12 protein-coding genes are annotated in these 26774 nt (G+C 57.2%); 8 read left to right on the top strand and 4 right to left on the bottom strand.

Going from position 1 to position 26774, the window contains the following annotated elements:
- Window positions 1-33: 33 nt before the first annotated feature.
- Window positions 34-891 (bottom strand): IS5 family transposase, encoded by an 858-nt coding sequence (locus tag AArc1_RS00465; RefSeq protein WP_117362423.1) that lies wholly within the window; start codon window positions 889-891, stop codon window positions 34-36.
- A gap of 910 nt (window positions 892-1801) precedes the next feature.
- Here AArc1_RS00465 and AArc1_RS00460 point away from each other — a divergent pair.
- The 5 genes from AArc1_RS00460 (at window position 1802) to AArc1_RS00440 (ending at window position 6496) form a co-directional block, all read left to right on the top strand.
- Entirely contained in the window at window positions 1802-2677 is an 876-nt protein-coding gene (locus tag AArc1_RS00460; RefSeq protein ID WP_117362422.1) for a ParA family protein, read from the top strand.
- Window positions 2674-3096: a hypothetical protein gene (locus tag AArc1_RS00455; RefSeq protein WP_117362421.1), complete on the top strand. Its 423-nt coding sequence runs from the start codon at window positions 2674-2676 to the stop codon at window positions 3094-3096. The genes AArc1_RS00460 and AArc1_RS00455 overlap by 4 nt, the downstream gene beginning before the upstream one ends.
- Before the next feature lie 910 nt (window positions 3097-4006).
- Entirely contained in the window at window positions 4007-4333 is a 327-nt protein-coding gene (locus tag AArc1_RS00450) for a hypothetical protein (RefSeq protein WP_117362420.1), read from the top strand.
- A complete protein-coding gene (locus AArc1_RS00445) occupies window positions 4323-4937 on the top strand; it encodes a hypothetical protein (RefSeq protein WP_117362419.1) in 615 nt (204 codons plus the stop codon). The genes AArc1_RS00450 and AArc1_RS00445 overlap by 11 nt, the downstream gene beginning before the upstream one ends.
- A 275-nt stretch (window positions 4938-5212) precedes the next feature.
- Window positions 5213-6496: a tyrosine-type recombinase/integrase gene (locus tag AArc1_RS00440; protein ID WP_117362418.1), complete on the top strand. Its 1284-nt coding sequence runs from the start codon at window positions 5213-5215 to the stop codon at window positions 6494-6496.
- Between the two features lie 461 nt (window positions 6497-6957).
- Here the strand turns inward: AArc1_RS00440 and AArc1_RS00430 are convergent, their stop codons facing one another.
- Complete coding sequence (locus AArc1_RS00430) at window positions 6958-7938, bottom strand: hybrid sensor histidine kinase/response regulator (protein ID WP_323368552.1); 981 nt, start codon at window positions 7936-7938, stop codon at window positions 6958-6960.
- A gap of 343 nt (window positions 7939-8281) precedes the next feature.
- On the opposite strand from AArc1_RS00430, the gene AArc1_RS00425 reads away from it, so the two are divergent.
- The 3 genes from AArc1_RS00425 (at window position 8282) to AArc1_RS00415 (ending at window position 22411) form a co-directional block, all read left to right on the top strand.
- The gene (locus tag AArc1_RS00425; RefSeq protein WP_228442308.1) at window positions 8282-9037 is read left to right on the top strand and encodes a winged helix-turn-helix transcriptional regulator; all 756 of its coding nucleotides are present in this window, start codon (window positions 8282-8284) and stop codon (window positions 9035-9037) included.
- A gap of 551 nt (window positions 9038-9588) precedes the next feature.
- Window positions 9589-20310 carry a right-handed parallel beta-helix repeat-containing protein gene (locus tag AArc1_RS00420; RefSeq protein WP_161958276.1) on the top strand — a complete coding sequence of 3574 codons (10722 nt, stop codon included), beginning with the start codon at window positions 9589-9591 and terminating at the stop codon, window positions 20308-20310.
- 58 nt (window positions 20311-20368) lie between these two features.
- On the top strand, window positions 20369-22411 hold the full coding sequence (locus AArc1_RS00415) for a histidine kinase N-terminal 7TM domain-containing protein (protein ID WP_117362414.1): 2043 nt from the start codon (window positions 20369-20371) through the stop codon (window positions 22409-22411).
- Window positions 22412-22474: 63 nt separating this feature from the next.
- Here AArc1_RS00415 and AArc1_RS00410 read toward each other — a convergent pair whose 3' ends face one another.
- Entirely contained in the window at window positions 22475-24730 is a 2256-nt protein-coding gene (locus AArc1_RS00410) for an NADP-dependent malic enzyme (RefSeq protein ID WP_117362413.1), read from the bottom strand.
- A gap of 334 nt (window positions 24731-25064) precedes the next feature.
- Window positions 25065-26279 carry a Cdc6/Cdc18 family protein gene (locus tag AArc1_RS00405; protein ID WP_117362412.1) on the bottom strand — a complete coding sequence of 405 codons (1215 nt, stop codon included), beginning with the start codon at window positions 26277-26279 and terminating at the stop codon, window positions 25065-25067.
- Window positions 26280-26774 lie beyond the last annotated feature (495 nt).

The following is a 26774-nucleotide window of genomic DNA, read 5'->3' as shown; positions in this document are numbered from 1 at the left end:
TTAGGAACACTCTTTGTGTTCATTCGGCCGTGTTTAATCGCATGACGGGAGCGGAATTTCCTGTTTTGCGGCCTTCTTGATGTTGTAAACCGCACACATCAGCGCAATCTCACGAAATTCTCGGTACCATGTCCGCGCTCGCAGGGCGACGCCCAGCGAGCGCTTGACAGACGAGAAGACGGTTTCCGACATGGCTCGTTGACCGTAGAGTTCGTCATCAATCCGCGCGTTATGCGCGTGATCGTACGGTGCATGGACGCAGTGCTTGATCAACGGCCGAATGTCGAGTTCTCGGAGGTCTTCTCGAAGCCAGTTACAGTCGTAGCCCTTGTCCGCTGTGAGGACGCGCAACTCGCCCGCGTGCTTGCGGGCGAGTTGCTCACAGATTTCTGCATCACTTCCTTCCCACGTCGTAGTACAGTGAAGATCGAGAATCGCTTGCGTCTCTGTATCGACGAGTTTCGTCACTTTCATCGTCTGAACGTGGTAGTTTGTTCGTCGGCAGTAGTGGCGACTTGCACGAGAGCGGTCGAAGTACGTCGCGTCGATCGTGCCGATCTCACCAGTCTCGTGCAGCTGCGCTGAATAGCGCAGCAGCACTCGGCACACACTCATCTCAAGTCTATCGAACGCTAGACATAGTGTGGATGGATGAGGGAGATCGGCCGGTTCAAGGCCGATCTTCCGGATTATTCGTGGCATCTCCGTGAGGATGTCGATGGTCATCCGATAGGACGTCCCGAGGTAAATTCGCAAGCAGTGAAGCGGAATCATCGCATAATCGGCGAACCCGCCGCCGCCTTCCGGGGCGGCGGGTTCGTCCGTGTCGTCAGCAACTCTTTTAGCAGTCCAGACACAGCGTTCGGTGAAGCGGAAGATTTGGGTTGGCACAACTTCCCGTCTTCCGCTTCAACACCGTGATTCTAACGACTCAACTTGACGCAGTCTAGCGATTAAACAGAGCCGTTCATTCACCATGTTCATTCATTGCTGTACTCAACCACACACAGGCTGTGGACCAAGTGCGTGTTACACACAATTACAGGCGGAGCAGCGCAATGCCACGGCCTGAAGGCCGTGGATACGCGCGTAAGCTTGATTGGGCTGTATCCCGTAAACGGCAGTACCGGAGTTCCCACATTGAGAAACGCCGTCTTCGACGGCACTACGGCTTCGCCGTGACTTCTCACGTGGTAACAAATCCGATCGAACCAGTCCACGACGTAACACTAAGCGGAACCCAGTTCCGCGAGGGCAGCGGAATCTTCGATTCCGCCAGACTTCGGGTGACGCGAATCGTGGTACCGTGCGGGCTGAATATCCCGCCGTGGAGCGACGAGCGGTATTCGTCGCGTCGAAACGCCGACCGAGTGTCGGACGGAAGGCCCGTTTGGCCGGGCTAGACGCGCTGTAACGCACGTCCTTGGTCACAACTGGACGGCGACCGTCGACGTGGGACGCGAAAGCGTACTTCGCCACCGAGGAAACGCGCAACCTTGAACTCCGCTTCGCGGATTCCCGCGTCTTCAGGCGCGGGAGGAGGTCAATCAACACCCCGTGCAATCCGACCTAGCACAAGTATCAAGAACGACTTTTTTGACACCGTTCACAGCCCTGCACAACACCAACCTACAATTTACGACCGACCTGAATGAGAGAGATTGGTGTTGTTCGTGTACTGTGTTCATGAACTATGTTCACTGCTTGTGTTCAGTGCACTAAATATGAGATGCCAACAATGTGGCCTGAGAATGAATGTGTCTTGCGTACATTCAAGATGAATGGCTTTCATGGAGAGCATATGTTAGCGTACTCGACGTACAGTGAAGCAGGAGGTGTCGGAAAGACAACGACAGCGGCTAACCTAGCCGTCGCCCACGCTCGTGCAGGCCTCAAACCACTCGTCGTTCCGCTCGATCCTCAAGACGGGAATCTCTCACGACTGTTCGGCGTCGACGAGGACCGGACCGAGTCGGTTGATAATATCGTTCGCCACATGATTCGACGGCCAAAAGGTGACTTCGAGGATCTCGTCCGGTCGTCCGAAGGGGTCGATATCGTTCCCGAACACAACATGCTCTCAGATCTGGCAGAATATCTCCGACGTGAGAAAGAACAAGCAGAAGCGATGGGAGAAGCGTTCGGAATGCACGCACAGCTCTTGCGGGTACTTCGCGACGCAGGTGTTCCCGAAAAGTACGACGTCCTCATCTGTGATCCCCCTGCCACGGAAGGACCACATCTCTACAACGCAATCCATGCGACTCGTTCGCTGGCGATCCCCGTCGAGCCGACAGCAAAAGGAAGAGCCGCAGTGGAAGGGTTAGAAGCACTGGTCACTGGACTCGAGAACCAACTCGAAGTGGAGGTAGGCGTTCTCGCCGCCATCCCGATGGGGTTCAAAAACACAACAGACCAACGCCGGATCATCGACGAAATCGAGTACCCCACGCCAGAGATCATCGGTGAACGAGCGTCACTGATGGAGGGGTGCTGGATGAAACAGTGCTCAGCGTTCAGGTACGTTCGCGACCACCGAGACCGACACCGAGACTACGAGATCGAGACCCTCGCGCAGTTCGACCGAATCGCCCGTCATCTCGAGGACGAAGTTGGGCTCGAAGCTCCAAACCCACCCGAACCAGGTGATGTTGAACACGAGGTGATGACTGCATGACCGGAATGAAAGAAGGAGCCGGTGAAAACCCGTTTGCTGAAGAGACCTCGTCGGGGACGTCCGACAGGGAAGACGAGACCGACTTAGGCGATGTGGAGTCTGCGGAAGACAATACTGAAGGCCCGGTGGAGCAGTCAGCGAGCTCACCAGAGCAGTCGACCAATCGAAAGCCGATGCAGATCCCGTACAAGTTCCGTCGAGACGGAGTTCAGGACGGTCGGGACCGGGTTCCACTGTTCTTACACTCGGAGACAAAGCGGGATGAACGGGATGCACTACGCGAACTCGAGGAACGACTCGACGACGACGTATCGTTAACCGACCTCAGAGAGGCCCTCGTTATTGCTGGGCTCGATCATTTGGACGAGGTCGAAGGCCAATTGGAAGAGTGGGGCTATGGGATGGTTTTCGACAACTAGCGATTGAGAATTGTAAGGGCTTTTGGCAGAACATAGTGGACACAACTAGTGAACACAATTGCTGAACACACCCAATGAAGGAATGAGTGCGTATCGCGGCACCGTCCGTCATCTATCACTTCCTCAGACGATTCTGGAAGAATCGGAAATATATGCAAGCAACCGATACAGCTATTTGTTAACACTAATCATATACAGACGGTCTCGTCGTCGAAGCAGACCAACGTCGAGATCGACGCCCACCCATACCCACCACGCACACTGCCACGTGCATTGAGCCAGAGATACCATCTCTGGACTCGTTTCGCTTTTTTGACCTCAGAGCCAGTCACAATCTCTGGTTGGTCCTAAGTGATCCCCGACAGGCCTTTGTGTGGCAAAGAAAGGAGATGAACTCATTGTGACCGTGATCACTTTCTCTAGATCGAGTTGCTCGCTACAGAAGTCAGACTCATCCCCAAAGCTGGTTTGTCGAGCCCCGTTGAGATATTGGGTCTCGATTTGTGGTTCGCAAGTATCCAGGTGTCTCCCAGACCTCTGACCAACCGAGCGAGGAATACCAACACCATTGTGGCCAACGGCGACTACGAAGTGGACCGTCTACCCGTTGACGATTGAATCGTCGTACTTAACGCGGATTTCTTTAGGAGCGAGTTGCTGGGCCAACGAGTGCTAGTTACAATTAAAGGCGGAAGAACCACGCTACAGTCTCAACTTCCAAGAGAGAGAGGACGAGTTCACTAGCTTTCGCTCATTTCGTTAGATCATAATGGTTCTGCACGATCCCTAACTCATATTGCACCCCTCGAGAGAGGAAGACCTGTCTGGTAGTGCTACGTTCTTGGCCACTTGTAATGACAAGTAAGTACGCGTCATAACATATATGCCTCTCCACGTCGAACCTCAACATATGAGCGGATCAAGCTACGACAAGACGATTCAGTTCCGTGCCGGAGCCGAAAAAGAGGCCGCGGAGCTCCTTGATGAAATTCACATCGGCGGCGTCAACGTGAGCGAACTCGCCCGCGTCGGCCTGGTCGAGATGCTTCGGCAGTCATTAGATGAACAAGACAAGATTGCGGTGTACGAACGATACAGTCGTGGTGAGATTGGCGAGGACGTGGCCCGTGTCCTTCTCGATGAGAAACTCGATAGGATGGAAGAGGAGAAAGAGTCGTTCGAGGCGGCTATGGAACGAGACACGTCTGAATTCTTGACGGGCAGCGATGGCGAGTGAGGCTCGCTATCCGATACTGGCTGATACGAGTTCCTTGATCGCGGTTGCGAACACCACTCAGTGGGAACGACTGAAAGACGCGATCCATCTTACAACGACGAACGTCTGCAAGCACGAACTTCAAAACCACGTCAGCTCGAACAAATACCCGCTTGAGGGCAGCCGTGAACACTACTTGAAACGAGGAAGCCAACGTGTTGTTGATCATCTAGACGAAGATTCGTCGCCATGGTCGTGCGTCACTGTCGTTCCTCGCCCGCATGGACCAGATGCAGGCGAGCAATCGCTCAAGCAGGAACTTTCTGAACACGGTTCATCGTATCAGATCGTATCGATTCTTGACTCAGCTGCGAGACGGTCAATTCGGCGTCTCATCGATGACAACGGGTACGACATTGACGTTGTGGGACCACCGTATCTCCTCTACATCCTGCTTGACAACGACCTCATCGAAAAGCCTGAATTCTGCGAGGCAACCGTGAGGATAATTCAAACGGAAGGATGGACTGGGTACGAGGTTGTGAAGAACGCGTGGACCAGTATTCCCGTTGATTGTTCTGAAATCCTTGACGGCGAATATGATGACACCCTTCCACCGAAATAGTCTGGCTTATACTGCCAATCTGATCAGTGAAATTGCTAATCGTCAGGAGATAGAATTTGGTATAGCGCTATACGATTTACTCGTGAATGGTGGAAGACGGTGCCAAGTTTTGGGTTTCACACAGACTGATGGAGTCTGTATGGTCCCAAAAAATATATGTTTTCTGAGCATATGTGTCTATCCGGTGAAAATGAGAGTCTTAGAATACGGATGGTGGGAAGCACTGCTTCTTCGACCGGCTTTCACCCACCAGAGAAGGATATTGAGGAGTCACCATGCATAGAGCAGCAGAATCAGCTGCTGAGTGGGACACCGCCAGCGACGTTCCCTGGACAGTCCTCGAGCTCGACGACCTCGTCGACGCCTACTGGGAGGTCGTTGCGCCAGAGCTGGAAGCCGACGGCATAGATCCACAGAACGAGAAACCAACGCACAACTGGCTTACCGAGCAGGGTCTCAGATCGTTACTCTATACCCTTCGGGAGCACCATAACCGGACGTTTTCGGAATTCTGGGAAGAAGACCTTGGACTTGAAACCCCTGATGAGGGGTTTGAGTGGGCAACAACAGATGAGCGAACGATCGAAGCGCTGGAGTCGTTTCTCACCTCTCGACGGTCTCGCAAAGGGTTAGCAGCGTCGTCGATCGATACACTCCGATATCGGCTAAACCGCTTCATTCGTGCCTATAAAGAAGAAAACGGAACTGCTGACATCGTAAGCCCGGTTGCTCGAGAAGGCGATGTGCCCGCTCATGTTGCCGTAGACAACTGTTTCAGCGCATTCGACAGACTCCATCGAGAGCTCGAGGGGAACCAAACCAAACAACGGATCCACCTTGCCGTGTCGAACTGGTACTCACACCTGGTTCGGCGGAAATGGGCTACCTTCAACCCTGTCGAAGGACTCGATGAAGAATACGATTGGTCGAAAAGTGATAGTGAGAACGACGATACACCCTGTTTAACGGCTGCTCACGTCCAATCGCTCTACGAGACGGCTACTGATATCGAAGAGCAACTCTTAGTGGTAGCCCTCTGTGGATGGGGGCTCCGACCAAACGAGGTGGCCAAACTCAGGACAGAGATGTTCGTTTTCGATGTTCCAGCGGGTGAAACCCCCTACATTCAGTTCGAAGAGCGAAAAAATGGACCCGGCCAGGTCTCTATTCTCTTCGGCCAAGAGTTGATCAACGCCTATATCGACAGCTGGGACGGAAGCGACGACTGGAGCGGATACCTGTTTCCCTCACCCCATAGTTCTCGAGCCCACATTACCCGATGGACGGTCTGGAACCGATTCCAGGATCTCGCTGAACGAGCAGGCCTCCCTGCTGAAATCGCAGGCGAGTCAACGTCAGCGAAAATGGGGAGGCGGTTCTGGTACGATATCTACTCATCAGCCCTCGACGTTATTCTCGACGGCCTCGAGGGAGTTGCCGCCGATCAGGGTAGCGAGAGTCCAGAGGTCGTGTTGCGAAATTACCTCTCTGAGGCCCGGATTCGTGACCTGCGGAGAGAGTACATGCGGGCACAGTTAGCAGACGCATTTAGTGATTGACCTCCTCCCGCGCCTGAAGACGCGGGAATCCGCGAAGCGGTTACCACGTGAGAAGTCACGGCAAAGCCGTGGTGCCGTCAAAGACGGCGTTTCTCAACGTGGGAACTCCGGTACTGCCGTTTACGGGATCCAGCCCACTCAAGCTTGCGCGCGTATCAGCGGCCTGGAGGCCGTGACATTGCGCTGCTCCGCCTGTAATCCTTCAACCGCGTTGTGTAAATCATATATTGCTATATCGTTTGTCTTGGCCACGTAAACAGTATCAGGATTCGGTGTGTCCGTCGAGGCTAACAGTCGGCTCGACAGACAGGCAACAGTCAGCTTGCCCTGAACTCTGGGACAGTGACACCAAGTAGCAGATTTACCGACCACTCGGAAGGGTTTGGCGTTAAGTCCACGGACAAGCCCCATTCTCGAATCGCCGAAGGCACTGAGGATGAGATTGTTGATAGCCTGCGGTGTCAGTCTCGAGGGTGGGACCCGTGGTCGAGCGAGACGATTACCCGAGCCCCGCGGGGGTGGTTGTCGTCGATCTCGAGTCTTCCGTCGAACGACTCGAGCAGGGTTGTGACCAGGTACAGACCGACACCCATTCCCGACCGGTCGTCGAAACGGGCGTTCGGATCGGTGAGCACCTGTTTTTGTGCGTCGGGAATACCGATGCCATCATCTTTGATCTCGACCGTTACTTCCTCGGGCGTCGTCTCGACGATCACCGTCACCGCTGGTGTCGATCGATCCGAGTGGTCGACGGCGTTTGCGAGCAGGTGTTTGAACACCGATCCGAGCATTGGCGAGGCAGAGACGATTACCGGGCCGTCACCAGTATCGCGTCGCTCGAGCGTGACGTCGACGTCACGTTCACGGCGGAGTCGCGAAACTTCGGTCTCGAGGACGACATACAGGTCGCAGGGCTCGCGTTCGACGTCGTCGGCGGAAATGACATCGATCACAGTTGCCGCCGTGTCGGTGAGGTCGACAGCGTGCTGGGCAGCGTCCAGCAACATCTCGACTGCATCCTCGTTGTTCGGGTCGACACCGTGTCGGAGCTGGTCGCCCAGGCCGATGATCATACTCAGGTCGTTTCTGATGTCTTGTCTGACGATTTGATTCAACGCTGCGAGTCGATGATTTCGGTCAATCAATTTTCGTTGGTACCGCGATCGCTCAATCGCATATCTAACTGTGCGCAAAAGCGTCTCACCAGTGAGGTCCCCCTTAGACAGGTACTCCTGTGCGCCGTGCTGGACTGCGTCGACACCGACGTCCGTTTCGTCCTGGCCAGTCAGTACAACGATCGGAACGTCTGGCGCGTATTTGCTCACTCGCTCAACTGTCGCGATGCCCCGAGTATCAGGGAGCATGAGATCGAGTAAAATCACGTCCGGAGTGCGCTCCTCGAGGGACTCGAGGGCAGCTCCCAGAGAGTCGACGTGGTCCATTTTTGTGACTTCGATCGGGGAACGAGCTGCCTGGCCATCAACAGCGGATTGCTGCTCGTGAAGTAGCCGTTCAACAAATCGGGCCTGGTCGTGTTGATCCTCGACAAGCAGCATTTCTACGTCTTGGTCTGTGGTTGACAAAATTTCACCCCGAATAAGTGTTCGGCACGATCTTATTTCGTAAATGAACGGGTTAAATAATAAAGTTTGTGAGACAATGAGGGTTCATTGGCGGCAACCAGCTGTGAGACAGGAATATTAGGTTCCTAATCGCATAGGCTGCATGGATAGAACTGCTGTTGCTATATCACCCAGTAACCGGGCCGCGCTAGACGCGCTTTCGATGCTCTCTAACAAATGGGGGCCGGTTGTCGTCGTCGTCCTCCTGGACGGGGGGTCGCTTCGATTTAGCGAACTCGAGGGACGAATCCCCGGAATCTCACCGAACATGCTCACAAAGACGCTCGAGTCGCTCTCTACGGATGGACTCGTCACTCGGAGTGTAATCAGCGAATCACCACTCACAGTCACGTACGAACTGACCGAGGCTGGATATGAGTTACAACCAGTGTTCGACTCGCTGACGACGTGGGCCGACGAACACGTCGATTCCGTCCGACCGACGACCGTCCTGGGTGACCGTGACCATCGACTCGTCGAACTCTATCGCAGCTGGTTGTCCGATCAGTTCGATGTTGTCACAGTAACCGGTCCGGAACAGCTTCAGCACAATCTTGCTGACGCGCCGGACGTCGCTATTTTCGATATCAGCCTCTGGAATAACGCCCCAACCACGCTCATCGCACACAGTCACACCACAACTCGCCGGATCGCGCTCGTCGGTGATCGACCCGAACCGTCGCTCTGTACGTGGCCGTGTGACGACGTGCTACGGAAACCACTCGTAAAGTCGGAGCTTCTAACCGCCGTTACCCAGCAACTCGATCAGTTCGACCAACCCGAAGCGGAGCGTGAACGCGACGGGATCGAAGCCAGACTCGCGTTGTTGGAGTCCATCTACTCGAGGCCGGTTTTAGAACAAGATGCGACGGTCTCGAGGCTGTACGACAGACTGGAGTCGTTGGACAAACGGGCTTAGCCTAGCCTAAGTGACTCACTTCGTTCGTCCTAAGCAGAATGTTATTACATCCTGAACGATTGGCTCTGCATGGCAGTTCGGACATTTCTTTACCCAAAGCCACCCCTGTGGAATAACCGGCTAGAACGGCTTCAAACCCGTGTGGTGGTTCCGTGAGTACGAACGGAGCCACGGACCGCCAAACAGGCGGGCGTGAAACAACGCGAGAACACAGAGAGAGTAATACAACCACGTCGCCAACAAAGCGCCGCTCGAATCCCCGACGCGTATCGGCGACGGGTGACGAAGCAACCTCGACGCGGGGCGGCGACGGTTACTATCACCGTGATAGGACGTCAGACCGGCTACAAAGCGGAGGCGTTCGGTCCGACACTCTCACTGTTAGCAGAGGAACGTTCTCTTTAGCATTTCGCTACATGCACGACCTACTCTCCCTGAATCAATGGCGAGATAGATCTCGACGGGGAGCGGGGTTGGCAGTCTGGATTGGAATCATAACCATCTGTGGACTGTTCTTCATAAGCGCTGGTATTGGCCTCGCATCGGCTGACGTGGGTAACGCGTCGGCGGCGGACCGGGTTGCCCCAACACAGTTCGATACTGACGAGGGCGACATGCTCTGGGAGTTTAATGTCGATCTCGAGTCGTACAGCGAACCGATAGTCGTCGATGGGATCCTCGTAACGATTGCGGATGGGGACGGCTCCTCGGAGCAGGTAGTCGCCTACGACATCGGCACCGGCGAACAGCGGTGGGCGATGGACATCTCCGCGCGCGAGCTGACCGCGGCCGACGGAACGATCTATGCGACCGGCGATGACGGCGTCCACGCGCTTGCCCTCGAACTCGGAACGGTCGAGTGGCACGCCGAGTTCGACGCTCGTGGTGGGGTTGCAGTCGGCGACGGCACCGTGTATGCCGTCGAACGGATCTCTGCAAGCCGCGACCAGCTCACCGCACTGGATGCTGAAACCGGCGACGAGGAGTGGTCAGAAGAGACCGATGAGATTCTGAGCGGCCCCACCGTTATCGATGGGACCGTGTACGTCGTCAACAGTGGCGGCATGATTGCATTCGACGCTGATGGAGAGGAAGAATGGCAGTGGAACGCTGAGGAGAACATCGATATTGCAAACGGGCCGACCGTCGCCGACGGTCACGTCTACGTCAGCCACAGCGCGAGTGACGACGACCCGGGATTAGTATCGGCGGTGGACACCGATGGTGAGAGGGTTTGGCAAGAAGAGCTCGGCGTCGCACAGGAAGCTCTTGCGACGGTCCCAGCACCGACGGTCGCTGCCGAGAACAACGAGCCGACAGTCTACGTCGGCTACGATGGACTCTACGCGCTCGATCCGGCGAACGACAACGAGCGCTGGTCGGACGGGGATGCCGTGTTCGACGCACCGACGGTCGCTGATGGGACGCTCTTCGTTCCCCAGACAACCGATTCGGAGGCGTTCAGAGCCCTCGACCCGAACAACGGCACCGAGCTGTGGTCGGTTGATACGGGTGACCGAAGCGAGGTCGTCGTCGTCGACGGCGTGGCGTACGTCGCTGTCACGACCGGTGACAGAAGCATCATGGCGATTGACGCCGGTGTGGCCGGTTCGAGCAGCGACTCCCGTGTCATGCTCGGCGGACACCATCACGAATGGACCGGCAAGATACCGGACGCTGAGCCTCGAGTCGTCGACGCCACGTTCGATGAGGGCGTGTTAGTCGAGGATGAACTGACGGTCTCGGCGACAGCCAGAAACGACTGGAATCCGAGCACGTCGGCGACGTACACCCTCGAGTTTGATGGAACCGAATACGACGAAACGATCGAAGTACCGGCGTTCGGAACGAATACAGTTGACTTCACCGTGGCCGCGCCGAGTGAGAGCGGTGAGTACAGCCTCGAAATCGACGGTGAGGAGATCGGAACGCTAACCGTTGTCGACGAAACCGACCCGGTGTTCCGGTCGGTAAATCCATTTTTCGACACCCAACTCGAGGGTGACCTGATACAGATCCCCTACAACGCGACGAACCTCGGAGACACGTTCGTCGAGGAAAACGCGACCCTCGCACTCGAGGGGCCGGCGTTCGACGGCCGTGAGGACGTGGCCTTCGCAGAAGGACAGGAAGGCCTCGAACCGGACGAAACGGCACTGTACCTCCTCATCACTGACCCGATCGACGAACCGGGCGAGTACACCGCCTTCCTCGAGGACGAGGAAATCGGCACGATCGAGGTGCTCCCCGAAGACGAACCGATCTACCTGAGCGACAGCAACCGATTGCATGACTCGATCATCAGCGGTATCGAAGCCCCAGTAGAGCCGAGTGCTGCTGGCGAAGCGAGTGTCGACGTTCGATACGAGAACCTCGGTGAGGACACAGGCAGCGTCGAAAGCGAACTCGTCGCCTATGACGACGAGGGCACGGAAGCCGCCAACGTCACCAAGACGATCGAAGTCGAAGGTGAATCCAGCACGACTGCGCGACTGAGCGTGCCACTCGCTGAACCGGGCGTCTACGACCTCGAGGTCGATGGCAAATCAGTCGGCGAGGTCGAAGTCCTGGTCGACGGTGTCCAGGATGGCGACAGTATTCAGGAAGCGATCGACGCCGCCCCGGCCGGTGACACGATCTTCGTTGGCAACGGTACCTACGAGGAGTCGCTGACGATTGATAAGGAATTCACGCTCCGGAGTGTTTCTGACGGTGGGGCGGTTCTCGATGGCAGTGGGGAAGAGTTCGAGCGAGCGATGACAGTTGCTGATGACGACGTGACTGTGGAAGGGTTCCGGATTGAGGGCTACAGCGCCAGTGGGCAAAGCGATGGCGCGGTGTACGTTGAGGGAGACCGGTTTGAATTCCAAAACAACACGATTACTGACTCCGTCGATGCTATTCACGTGGACAGGCGTATTAATGAATTCCAGCTAGTGAACAACCACATTCACGATAACGAAGGAACTGGCATCGATCTCCAGTCCGACCACGAACAGTTCACTATTGACAGTAACAAGATTGAACGAAACGGAGATGGGATCCTGGAGGGAGGAGCACTTGGAACTAGCAGCAATGATGGCACGATTGGGAACAACACGATAGCAGACAACGATGATGCAGGTATCAAACTCAGCACTGGATCCGATAACCTGATATTTAATAATACGGTCACGGGGAACGACGGCGGCATCAAAGTCGGCACTGACGAGGTCCGTGATAACCATGTGAGTGATCCGAATAAATTTGCTATCGAACTTAGCCCGTCTTCGACGGTGGCAAATAACACGGTGTTGAACGCGACAGCCGGTGTTGGCCCCCGAACAGCAGGTACTAAACTCGATAATGCCGTTATCGAGAACAACACCTTCGACAACGTCTCACGTGCAATCTCCCGCGGCGGCGACAACATAGTCATTCACAATAACGAGTTCTCAGAGACGAAGACCGACGTCGTTCTTCGGGATGCAACCGGCGCAACCATCACGAACAACACGTTTGCGACTGGTGTTAACCTCGACGGCGTTCCCGAGGAAATCGATCAGGAACCGCACGAGATGTCAGAAAACACCGTTGGTGGCGACCCACTCGTATATTTCGTCGGTGATGAGAGTCCCGAGATTACACCGGAAGCAGGACAAATCATTCTTATCGACGTGAAGAACGTCGACCTCGATGAGTACTCCTTCTCGGACGTGACGGCAGCGATTCAGATCGCACATTCGGAAAACATCCAGGTAACCGGTCTCGAACTCTCTGACGTACCTCCCAGCGGGATTACCGATATTAACAACCCCAGTGCTGTCAAGTTCTGGTACTCCTCGGATGTGACCGTTGATGACTTTGAACTCGTGGATACGAACAGGGGACTCTACGTTGAAGACAGCGATAATGTGACTATCTCGAACGGGCAGGTCGTCGACAGTTCACGTGCCATCATGTTCGCCGGAGACAACGCCGATGTTGTAATCGAGGACAACGACATCTTCGAAGGTCAAAGCTCTCTCGGTACTGGCATACAGGTTAGCGAGGCCGATGGACTCTCGATTACTGGAAACACCGTCCAAGATGCGTCAACAGGCATTACCCTCAACAGAGGCACTGACGTGAGCATCGCAGACAACATCGTTGAAGACTCGGCCACTGGTGTTCGGTTCGGCAACCAACCTAGAGGAATCAATGCCGACATCAGCGATATCGACTTCATCAACAACACCGTCATCAGCGGTGACAGAGATGGCGTCACTGTCGACCGTGGTTCACTAACCGGAAATGTCAGCGTGACTGACAACGTCGTGATGGAAACAGGACTCACTACCAGTCCTGCGTTCGACCCTATTGGGTTTGACCTCGCTATCGACGGTGAGACGGCAATTATCGCAGACAACGATATCATAGCCAATCAGGGTGACGCCGGTTTCGTCATCGACGTGGATGTCGACGAGGGAACGATCGAATCGAATACCATCCGTGACAATCAGGACGGACTCACCGTGACCGGTAACGGTGACTGGGGACTTGAGAACATTATAATCAGTCAAAACACCGTCGAAGATAACTCCAGGACTGGACTCACTGTCGGTGGTGACCAGAACGTCGTCGTCGGCGAGAACTCCATTGTCGGAAACGACCAAGGACTCCTCTACACCGACGGACTTGAGAATCTTGATGCGCGGGAGAACTGGTGGGGCGCTCCGGATGGACCAAGCGGCGGCGAGACGGACCCGGAAATGGGGGCCGTTGCCAACGGCTCCGGTGACTCGCTTGATACCGCCGGCTCATTTGAGGACTACATCCTGTTTGACCCGTGGCTCGATGCACCGATCTTCGACACTGGCACGCTCTCCGGTACGGTTACTGATGGGGCTGGCGACACACTCGCCGATGCAACTGTCGAAGTACTCGACGGGAACGCCGTCATCGACTCAGCCGAAACGGAGACCGACGGTACCTACGAGCTCACGCTCGCCGTTGGAACCTATGACGTCACCGCGAATGCTGATGGATACGAGGAAGACATTGAACAGAATGTGGCGATCAACGCTGACGAGACGAGGACTGTTGACCTGACGCTAACGGAGACGCAGGACGGCACCATTGAGGGCACGGTCGTCGATTCAGAGAGCAGCAGTCCGATCACCGGCGCGGCAATCGAGGTCGTCGAACAGCGAGGGATTGGTCTTCCACCTGCCATCGGTGGGGTCACCACCACCGTGGAGACGAACGAGGACGGAGACTTCACCGCAGACGTTCCGCCGGGCGTCTACGAGTACACGGTCAGTAAAACTGGGTTCGACGAGGCAGGAGACAAGGACGTCAAGGTGAGCTCCGGTGAGCCGTCCGATGTGGGGACGATCGAACTGACTGCCTTCCCGGTCGTGACCGGTACGGTGACTGACACAGTGAACGGCGACCAAATCATGGGCGTGTCGATCGAATCCAGCGCAACAGGAGCCACAGAAGCGTTCGACACGGCGGAGACCAACGCCACCGGCGAGTACGTTATTACCGTCCCTGAGGAACTGACTCAACTCGAGTTCACCAGTCCAGGGTACCTTCCGAAGGATGTCTTCGTTGATGGTCAAGAGACCGACGGAACCGAACAGGTTGACGTCGAACTCACGCTCGAGGACGACCTCGGGACCGCCACCGGCACCGTCACTCGCGAGTCGACCAGTGAAACCGTGCAGGGTGCGATGGTGATCGCGACTGACGAGGATGACACGCAGATCGACGTCGACACCACCGACGGCGACGGCGTGTACGAACTCCAGGTCGAACCGGGAACGTACACCATCACGGCAACCGAGGAGAGTGGTCCCGGACTTCCTGAGTCGGGAACCGTCGAAGATGTCGACGTGTCTGCTGGCGAGCAAAAGACCGTAGACATCGAACTGGAGCCGATGGACTTCTTGCCGCCGTCCGACGTGACAGTCGAAATCGACGAGGGTGAAAGCGTCACCAACGTCACCGAGGGCGAGACCATCACCGTCGTTGCTGACATCATCAACACTGGCGACGAACAGATCGACCAGGAGGTCGTTTTCGGTGTGTACGATCAAGAGGCAGACGGCGATGTGCTGGACGAATCTGACCCAAAAGTCGTGACCATCGCACCAGAGGAAACAGAGCCAGTGAGTTTCTCTGTCGAGTCCGAACGTGACTTCGACAACACGACGGGCATCGTCGCCTCGGGCGAACCTGGGGCTGACGAGGCAGCTGCGTTCGACGTGATCGGCCTATCGGTCTCACCGCTCGATTCTGAGCCTGAGCCCGGACTCGAGTCGATCACGCTCTCAGTCGAGGAAACGACGCTGATCGACGGTTCGACGACGCCAGCAACCGTGACGGCAACCTTTGACGACGAAACGACCGAGGATGTCACCGAAGAGTCAACATTCGACAGCGACGATACCGACGTCGTATCGGTCGATGGCTCGACGCTGACCGCAGCGGGGCCCGGAACAGCGACCGTCACGGCCACGTACGAAGGCGAAACAGACAGCCTCGAGGTGACTGTCGATGCTGAGGATCAACCGGAGCCTGAGCCCGAGCCCGAGCCCGAACTCGAGTCGATCACGCTCTCAGTTGAGGAAACGACGCTGATCGACGGTTCGACGACGCCAGCAGCCGTGACGGCAACCTTTGACGACGAAACGACTGCGGACGTGACTGACGAAGCGACGATCGACAGCGACAACGCGAGTGTCATCACCGTCGATGGCTCGACGCTAACCGCAGTGGGCCCCGGAACAGCGACCGTCACGGCCACGTACGAAGGCGAAACCGACAGCTTCGAGGTGGCTGTCGACGATGAGGATCAACCGGAACCTGACCCTGATCCAGATCTCGACCCTGAACTCGAGGTCAGCGACCCGACCGTCACACCGACGCAACTCGAGGTCGGCAAAGACGCAACGATCAACGCGACGGTCGAGAACGTCGGCGAAGGCGATGGTGAGTTGACCGTTCCACTCGAGATAGACGGTGTAGAAGTTACGAACACGACCGTCACTCTCGATGCGGGTGACGAAACGAACGTCACGTTCACGTGGACGTTCGAGGCGCCAGGCCAGTTTTCCGTTGGTGTCGGAGGAGTTGATGCTGGCACGGTAACGGTTATCGAGGACGCCGACGCGGACGTTCTCATCTATGGCGCGGACGTCAACCAGTCGTCGCTCTTGCTCGGAGAAACGGTCGCCATCACGGGGGACCTGCTCAACAGCGGCGGCAGCGGGACCTTCGATGTCGACCTGAACGTCAACGGCGACGTTGTCGATAGCACGACCGTGGAGATCGGCCCGGGTGCAACGCCCGGTGCCGTGGAATTCGAGTGGACGCCGACGGAAGCCGACCTGCCAGCCGATGCAGACGAGATGGACGCGGCGATCACCCTCAACGGGTTCGTTGTCGACACGGTCCACATCACAAACCCATACTCCGACATTACTATCATCCAGACCTCTGCATCGACGCTAGAACTCGTCGAGGGCGAGGAGATGTACGTCGTCGGAAGCCTCTATCAAAGAGGCACTATCGAGGGGCCCGAAACGGTCGAGATGACTGCCACCAACACCGACACGGGTGAGAGCGAGGTCGTGGCGAGTCAGGAAGTGACACTGGAGCCCGAGTTTTACCATTTCGGCGGGATCAACGTCAGCTTCGTCCTTGAGGAGGCTGGCACCTACGACCTCGAGTTAGGTGACAGAGCTGCTGGTACCGTCGAAGTCGAACCCGCCGAATCGGACATCACCGTCATCCAGGCCTCCAACTCCAGGGCGGAGACGGTCGAAGGCGAGGAGATGTACGTCGTCGGGAGCGTGTATCAAAGAGGTACTATCGAGGGGCCCGAAACGGTCGAACTTACCGCCACCAACACTGACACAGGTGAGAGCGAAGTGGTGGCGAGTCAGGAAGTGACGGTAGGGCCCGGGAATTATCTCTTCGGTGGGATCAACGTCACCTTCGCTTTTGAGGAGGCCGGCACCTACGACCTCGCTCTGGGTGACCGGGACGCCAATACTGTCGAGGTCGAACCCGCCGAATCGGACATCACCGTCATCCAGGCCTCCAACTCCAGGGTGGAGATGGTCGAAGGCGAGGAGATGTACGTCGTCGGGAGCGTTTATCAAAGAGGCACTATCGAGGGGCCCGAAACGGTCGAGATGACTGCCACCAACACCGACACGGGTGAGAGCGAGGTCGTGGCGAGTCAGGAAGTGACGGTAGGGCCCGGGAATTATCTCTTCGGCGGGATCAACGTCAGCTTCGTCCTCGAGGAGCCCGGCACCTACGACCTCGAGTTAGGTGACAGAAGTGCTGGTACCGTCGATGTCGAACCCAGCGAGGCTGACATCCGAGTCATCGCCGCCTCCGCGTCCGAAGTCGAAGTAATAGAGGATGAGGAGTTGTATATCGTCGGGTCGATACAAAACCAGGGTGATGACGAGGGAACCGAGGAGATCGAACTCACCGCAACGAACACCGAAACCAACGAGACCGAGCTGCTCGGAAGCCAAGAGGTAACCCTCGGAGCTGGAAACACCCACCTTGGCGCGATCAACATCACCGCCGAGTTCGACGAGGCGGGAACTTACGACCTCTCCTTGGGTGAACGGGACGCCGGACTGGTCGCCGTCGAGGATGCGATCACCGACATCACCGTGGTTGCGGCCTCGGCCGGAGGTCTGGAACTCGTCGAAGGCGAGGAGAGCTACGTCGTCGGCAGCATCTACCAGAACGGCACCGCCGCGAAGACCGAGGAGATCGAACTCACCGCGACGAACACCGAAACCAACGAAACAGCGGTCCTCGGCAGTCAGGAAGTGACGGTGCAGCCCGGGAATTATGTCTTTGGTGGGCTCAACATTTCATACACTCCAGAGAAGGCTGGTACCTACGACCTCGAGTTAGGTGACAGAAATGCCGGCACTCTCGAAGTCGAGGCCGCCGAATCCGATATCACCGTCATCCAGGCCTCCAACTCCAGGGTGGAGATGGTCGAGGGCGAGGAGATGTACGTCGTCGGAAGCCTCTATCAAAGAGGGAATATTGAGGGGCCCGAAACGGTCGAACTCACCGCCACCAACACAGACACAGGTGAGAGCGAGGTGGTGGCGAGTCAGGAAGTGACCGTGAGGCCCGAGTTTTACCATTTCGGCGGGATCAACGTCAGCTTCGTCCTTGAGGAGCCCGGTACCTACGACCTCGAGTTAGGTGACAGAAGTGCTGGTACCGTCGAGGTTGAACCCGCCGAATCGGACATCACCGTCATCCAGGCCTCCAACTCCAGGGTGGAGATGGTCGAAGGCGAGGAGATGTACGTCGTCGGGAGCGTTTATCAAAGAGGCACTATCGAGGGGCCCGAAACGGTCGAGATGACTGCCACCAACACCGACACGGGTGAGAGCGAGGTCGTGGCGAGTCAGGAAGTGACCGTGAGGCCCGGAAATTATCTCTTCGGCGGGATCAACGTCAGCTTCGCCCTCGAAGAGCCCGGCACCTACGACCTCGCTCTGGGTGACCGGGACGCCGGCACTGTCGAGGTCAACGAACCGATCGTCGAGCTTTCGGCGGTCGAGGTCGACGGCTACAGCGAGGCCTTCGACCCCGACAGTGACACCGTGTTGACCTACGCGAGCGACGACGCGACCGTCTCCGTCGACATCGACGCCGACCTCGAGTTGGAGACCGTGAACGTGTTGTTGAGTTCGCTTGAAACGACCTACGTCCGCGCGTTCGAGGCGACCCACGAGGACGGCGACACGTGGACCTTGTCGGTTCCGTTCGACGATATCGAGGACGATGGACGCTACGAGGTGTCGGTCGTCGCCGTCGACGAGGTCGGGACCGCGGGTTCGGCGAACGCCGAGACCCCCCTCGTCATCGACCGCGACGCGCCCCGGCTGACGGCGACGCTTGAGGACGTCGACGGTGAGAGCGCGACGGTCGTCGTCGAGAGCGACCAACCGCTCGTGGAGCCGCCCGAAGTGGAGGGCGTGTTCACCGCGCCGGACGGATCGACGACGAGCGACTCGGTCGCAATGATCGCTGTCGGCGGCAGCGACACACACTTCACGGGCTCGTTCGCCACCGGCGAGACGGGAACCTACGAGATCACGAGCGATGGGACCGACCGTGCCGGAAGCACGGGAACGGACACCGCCTCGGCGACCGTCGACACCCGGTTTACCCTCGGGGATGGCGTCATCGAACTCGAGGACACTGGCACGAGCATCGAGTTTGACGTTGCAGACGAAGCCGACGAGGCAGTGCTCACCCAGGACCTGTTCGTCTCACTCTCGGAGACGACCGCCAACGCGAACCTTGGGGAGGGTGATATCGGCGTCAACTTCATCACCGGAGACCTAGATTCTCTGCTCGATTACTATCTCGAGGACGGTACCATCGAGAGCGCTGAAATCACGATGGCAATCGACGAGACCGAACTTCCTGACGGTGCGTCGGCCGACGACGTCGAGTTGCAGTATTACGACGACGCAAGTGAAAGCTGGACCGTTGATCCAATTACCGACACGGCTATCGAGTACGACGGGAACGACCCGTTCTTGACTAGCTCCGTTACCGGATTCTCGACGTACGGTCTGTTCGTCCCCGACACTGAGCCGCCGGAAATAACGGCCGAAACACCCGTTGACGGGCAAGAAATCGCGGCCGGAACCGAAGTTGTCGACATCCGCCTCGAGTACGACGACCGCTACTCCGGGGTCGACGTGAGTTCCGTCCGCCTCAAGATCGACGGCGTCGACCGCACTGACGACGACAACACTTCGATCACCTCCTCGGCGATCGAACACACACTTTCCGTCGAGGACGGGGCCACCTACGACGTATGGCTGTCGATTAGCGACCAAGCGGGTAACGAAGCAACCGAGGACTTGTCCTTCGAGGTAGGCTCTCCCTCGAGCGGTGGTGGCGGTGGTGGCGGTGGCGGTGGTGGAGGCGCTCCATCTGCACCTGCCGATGACGATACGTCCGCAACTGACGATGACGCCGACGAAGAGGTTCCCACGGATGACGATGACGCCGACGAAGAGGTGCCCACGGATGACGATGACACCATTGGCGAAGAGGTGCCCGCGGATGGCGAAGACGCCGCTGATGCCAGTGATGACACACCGGTCGATGCCGACGATCAACCGGAGATAGCCGAGGACGCTGACGGTGTTCCTGGATTCGGAAGCCAGGTTGCACTCGTTGGATTGCTGCTCGCTATTGGGCTGTTAGCGCGACACTCGAGCAGTCGTCGATAGTCCACTTCTTCAATTTCTCTGCGCAATATATTTCACCGCTCTCTACATTCAGAGAGACGTGACTCAGGAGTTCACGACGCTGCACGCGCTCAGTCTCGTACTCATCGGGCTCCTGAACTTGGCACTCGCCGTCGTGGTCCTTCGGACGCGTACGAAAGCAGACATCCTTCCGCTGAGCGCCTTCTTCGCTGGAATCGCTCTGTGGACGATCCCACAGGGGTTCCTGCTCGTCGAAACGGATCCGACCGTCGGGTTCGCGCTCGCGAAAACCGTTGACTCGGGTGCGGTCATCATGTCGACCGGGCTGTTTCACTTCGCACTCTCGTACGCTGGACGACAACACTGGCTCTCTTTACGCCGGCTTGGACCGCTCTATCTCGTCACCACTGGCTGGATCGTCCTAACGTGGACGAATCCAGCACACGGGCTGATGCACGATCCGATACAGTTTACGGAAGTCCTCCTTCCGGTTGAGGCGTACCAGAATCCGACCTACTGGCTCTATGTCCTCTACAACTGGGGGCTCTCGGCTGGTGGGATCTACCTGTTCTTTCTCGAATACCTCGACGCTCGAGGAAGCGGCGTCTATCACAAACAGGCACGACTGGTCGTGTTGGCCCCGCTCATCCCGGGGTTCGCTAACGTCCTCGCCCACAACGAGGTGACCGAGCTCAACTACTCCGTGTGGGGATTCGGCCTGACCGGACTTCTGATCGTAATCGCCCTGTATCAGTATCGCTGGCTCGATCTCGTGCCGATCGCCCGCGACACCGTCATCGAAGGGATGCGTGACGGCTACCTCGTTGTCGACGACGAACGACGTGTCGTCGACCGCAATCCAGCGGCCCAGTCCTTGCTCGATGACGAGAACGTGGTTGGAAAACCGATCGACACCGTCCTACCGGAGTGTCTCCCGCTGCTCGAGGGGAGTGTACAGGAATTGACGTTCGATAGAAACGACGCGATCGTCGATGCGAGTGTCTCTGTCGTCGATGACGACCAGACCGCCGGGGCCGTGTTGACCCTTCGAGACGTCACCGAACAGCGGCGGGCAGAGAAACGGTTTCAGGCACTCATCGAGAACGTCTCCGACGTGGTTACGGTGGTCGACGAAGACGGGACCATCACGTACACCAGCCCGTCGATCGAGACCGTACTCGGATATCGGCCTGAGGATCGAATCGGTGAGTCGTTGTTTCGGGTCGTCCACAACGACGATCGTCCCGCCGCTATCGAGGAGTTCAACACGCTGTGTGAGGGACCCCGGATGGAAACGAGATTCGAGTATCGCGTCCGCCATCGCGACGGGTCCTGGCTCGTTTTCGAGGGAATCGCCGTCGACCTACGCGACAACGATATCGTCGGTGGCGTCGTCATCAACTCCCGCGACGTCACCGAGCGAAACGACCGCGAGCGAGAACTCGAACGGACGAACCGGCGGCTAGACGAGTTCGCAGGCGTCATCAGCCACGACCTACGAACGCCGCTGGGCATCGCTCGGACCTACGTGCGGTTTGCCGAATCGTCCACCAGTCAGGAGGACTTTCAGGCGATCCGTGACGCTCACGACCGGATGGAAGCGATGATCACAAACCTCCTGACGATGGCACGAGCCGGGACCACACTCGAGGACCCGTCACCGATCGAACTCGAGTCGGTCGCGACCGACGCGTGGGCAGGACTGAAGACCGAGGATGCAACGCTCGAGTGTGAACTCGACGATGGCTGGACAGTGCTCGGAGATCGTGACCAGTTGCTCCACGTCTTCGAGAACCTCTTCCAGAACAGCGTAGAGCACGGTTCTACGGCCAGCCCAGAAGGGGGAGACGCCGAAGGTAGCCTCGATCTCAGCACCTCTCCCGTGACTGTTCGGGTCAGCCGCCTCGACGGTGATGCTGACCGGGGGTTCGTCGTCGAAGACGACGGCGTCGGGATCCCGACAGACCAGCGCGAGTTCGTCTTCGAACGCGGACACACGACGAGTCAGAGCGGAACCGGATTCGGTCTGGCGATCGTCCGTGACGTCGTCGAGGCTCACGGCTGGGAAATCGAGGTTTGCGAAGGAGCCGACGGTGGTGCCCGGTTCGAGATCAGCACGTAGTCAGTGTCTGTGCCACCAGAAATTGACCGCACAGAAAGCGCTAAACTGGCTGAACAGGAGACGTTACGGCTCTTCTTGGGCGTCGACCGTCGCCACTGCAGCGAGGTTGACGATGTCCTGGACCTCGTCGTCGCGCTGGAGGACGTGGACTGGTTCGTCCATCCCGACGAGCATCGGACCGATGGTTTCGGCACCACCCAGTCGCTGAAGCAGTTTGTAGGTGATGTTCCCGGCCTCGAGGTTCGGCAAGACGAGCACGTTCGCGGGTTCGTCGAGTTCCGAGAACTCGTAGGTGTCGGTCAGCAGCTCTTCGACGACGGCCGTGTCGGCTTGCATCTCGCCGTCGACGGGAAAGTCGACAGCGGGATCGTCTCGGAGGGTGCGTGCAGCCCGACGGGGTTTGCGCGTCCCCTCGTTATCGACGCTGCCGAAATCAGAGTACGACAGTAGAGCCGCACGCGGTTCGACATTGAACCGACGGGCGAGTTTAGCAGCCTGTTTGGTGACTTCCGCGAGCACCGCCTCGTCGGGGTCCTGATTGACCGTCGCGTCGGCGAGGAACACCACACGGTTTCTGAACGCAAGCATGTAGACGCCCGCAGCGTAGTCAGCGTCATCGGCCGTGCCGATAAGCTGTAGGGGAGCCTGCAGCGCCGAGGGATAGTGGTCGGTCAACCCTGTGAGCATGCCGTCGGCGTCCCCGCGGTCGACCATCACCGAAGCGTAGTAGTTGCTGTCGACGAGCAAATCTTCGGCCTCCGAACGGGTGATTCCCTTCCGTCTGCGGGCCCGGTGGAGATGGTCGACGTACGTTTCATGATCCTCCCCCGCTGGCTCGACGACCTCGGGGCTAAACTCAAGACCGAGATCCGTGGCCACTCGCTCGATTTTGTCGGTGTCACCAATCAACACGGGCTCGGCGATCCCTTCTTCCTCGAGTCTGTATGCCGCTCGGACCATCTTCTCGTCAGTACCCTCCGCAAGCGCGATGCGTTTTGGGTCGCGTTTCGCTTTATTCAGGATGACTTGCATCATCTCGCGTTCTTTTCCGAGACGGGCCTCGAGTTCCTCGCGGTAGGTCTCGAGGTCGATCTCACGGCGGGCGACACCGCTGTCGATGGCTGCTTTAGCGACGGCGGGGACGACCTCGAACAGCACCCGTGGATCGACTGGTTTGGGGATGACGTACTCGGGGCCAAACTGGAGGGGCTGATCGCCGTAGGCCTTCCGGACAGCGTCGGGAACGTCCTGACGTGCGAGGTCGGCCAGCGCGCGGGCGGCAGCGATTTTCATCTCCTCGTTGATTTTGCTCGCCCGGGCGTCGAGTGCACCCCGGAAGATGAACGGGAAGCCGAGGACGTTGTTGACCTGGTTAGGGAAATCAGAGCGCCCAGTAGCCACAATGACATCATCCTCGCGAGCGGCTTTGGCCTCCTCGTAGCCGATCTCGGGGTCGGGATTTGCCATCGCGAAGAGTATCGGATCGTCGGCCATCGACCGAACCATCACTTTGTCGACGATCCCACCGACCGAGAGGCCAACGAAGACGTCCGCACCGATCATCGCATCAGCGAGGTCTCCATCAGGGACGTCCCGAGCGAACTCCCGGCTGTACGGATCGAGGTCGCCGGCCTCCGCACGAGCGGTCGTGAGGATGCCGTCGACGTCGACCATAGTGACGTTCTCACGAGACACCCCGAGAGAGACATAAAAGCGGGCGGTAGCGATGGCTGCCGCCCCTGCACCAGCGAAGGTGACCTCGAGATCGGCGAGGTCCTTCCCGAGCAGTTCAATAGCGTTGAGTAGCGCCGCTCCGGAGATGATCGCCGTGCCGTGTTGGTCGTCGTGGAAGACAGGGATATTCATCCGATCGCGTAGCCGCTTCTCGATGGTAAAACAGTCAGGGGCGGCGATGTCCTCTAAGTTGATCCCGCCGAAGGTGGGCTCCATCGCGGCGACGGCCTCAACGAACGCGTCCGGCTCCTCGAGATCCAACTCGACGTCGAAGACGTCGATGTCAGCAAAGCGTTTGAATAGGACGCCTTTCCCCTCCATAACTGGCTTCGAGGCTGCTGCGCCGATATCACCCAGACCGAGTACAGCGGTTCCGTTCGAGACGACGCCAACGAGGTTCCCGCGGGCAGTGTAGGTGTACGCGTCATCGGGGTTCTCTTCGATCTCCCCACAGGGCCAGGCAACCCCCGGCGAGTACGCGAGTGAGAGATCCCGCTGGGTCGTCGTCGATTTGGTCGTCGCAATCTCGATCTTGCCGGGCGGGGCGGATCGGTGGTACTCGAGTGCGTCATCTTTTTGAGTCATTGCTCATGCGTATGAATATCCGCATGAAAAAGACCGTCTATAAGGTATATTCATAATCCACACAGGAACTATGCATACAGACACAATCGTTCGTTAGCATTAGCCAGAATACGAGTGGCGGATGCGACTACCTCGAGCAGTACGTCGGGAACCAAAGCGACAAGGAAACACAAGGATAGCCTCCGAACCGCTTACAGTGTAGTTACCTCGGTGAAAATTTCAACCAGGCTATAACTACCGAAAGAGGACAGTTCCGCCATCAAGACGCCACCGGCGTCTCGCTGGAACGGCTCCACACTAGCCTGGACACACCGGGTTTCCGGTGAAATACGTGTCAGTCAATCGAATCCGCAAGAACGCTCTTGACCACTTCAGGATCCTCGAGAAGCATGTGTTCCGTGTAACTGCCTTCGGCACTCCCACCACTGTGTCGAGACTGCTCGATAACGTCTAGGAATGCATGCTCTTTGAGGAGGTCACGAACACGCCGAAGTGAAAGTGACTCGACAGTTTCCTGTCGACAGATCTGTTCGTACACTTCGTAGATCCGAGTCGTCCGAAACCCCTGTTCGAAGGTTTCGGGCTCGGGAGTACCGTTATCGAGTGAGAGCACAGTCAGTGCCTGAAGAACGTACTTCGAGTGGGGTGTCGAACCGCGAATCAGTTCCTGGAAGCGATCGACCTCGGCTCGTTCGCGGGCCCGGACAATGAATTCTTCGCGAACCGTATCAGCACCCGTCGACTGAGCGATTTCGCCAGCATACCGAAGGATGTCGATCGCCTTCCGTGCATCTCCATGCTCTCGAGCAGCCAACGCTGACGCTCGAGGGATAACGGCTTCTTCCAGCACGCCATCGCGGAACGCATCGCTTCGGGCCTCCATAATGGCGTTCAACTGGGTTGCGTTATACGGCGGGAAAACGAACTCCCGTTCGCAAAGACTGGATTTGACGCGTTCGTCCATCCGATCTTTGTACTTGATCTTGTTGCTGATACCGATCACACCGATCTTACAATTTTTGAGCTTGCCCGCTTCGCCTGCACGAGACAGTTGCATCAGAATGGCGTCGTCCTCGAGTTTGTCGATCTCGTCCAGAATAATCAATAGGACGTCGTAGGCGTCATCGAGAATTCGCCAGAGCCGTTTGTAGTAGGTCGCAGTGCTGATGCCTTTATCAGGGATGTAGATATCTGTCTCGGAGGTATTCACAGAGCTGGCGATCGTTTGTACGGTTTGCGTTTCAGTACTGTCCTGGGCACAGTCGACATAGACGTACGCTGCTTTGGTTCCCTCCTCGTGAGCGGTATCAACGAGTCGGTTAGACACGTACTTCGCACAGAGTGATTTCCCAGTTCCAGTCTTGCCGTAAATAAGAACGTTACTTGGGCTTTGTCCGAAGATTGCAGGATTGACAGCGCTTGCTAGTTGTCCGATTTCGTCGTCCCGGCCCACGATTCGACCTTCATCCGGTACGTGACTGATCTCCAAGAGCTCCTTGTTTACGAAGATAGGATCTTCCCGGACGAACAAATCGTTGGAGTCGGACATTGACTTAGAGACCGTATTTCCGGTGAAATAGCTTGAAGGTTTCGCCGAGACACACACACCACGTTTCCGGTGAAACACTGTGAGAGAGGGGCAGGAGGGCAAGAGAAATAGAGGTATGAGTTTAGCGGAAAGACAGTAAGATAAGGGAACAGACCTCGAAGCGTGAAATTCAGTATTCAAAGAGAGATCGACACAGATAGAAGTTCTACTCGAAGCTTCGACCGATAATAATCGGTCTTTAAACCGATCACCGATTGAGTCAATGGGCTTTTCTCGTTGGTGCTATTTAACTGCTTGGATAATCTAATAGCTGAGCGACTGAATCATGAGCAGAGCGTTTCAGCTTCAGATCCAATTTCACCGGAAACGTGGTGTGTCTCTGTCCATGGTCTTTGCTCCGACCGCAGATACCACAGGAGGACTCCGAAGCTTGTCCTCGATGGTACTTCATCGTGGCTCAAAAGTGAAGTACCTCGGTAGATCAAGGCGGATTCC

The sequence above is a fragment of the Natrarchaeobaculum sulfurireducens genome (assembly GCF_003430825.1).
Lineage (GTDB): Archaea > Halobacteriota > Halobacteria > Halobacteriales > Natrialbaceae > Natrarchaeobaculum > Natrarchaeobaculum sulfurireducens.
The sequence above is the reverse complement of the archived record's forward strand: the minus strand, read 5'-3'. Positions and strand labels throughout refer to the sequence as shown.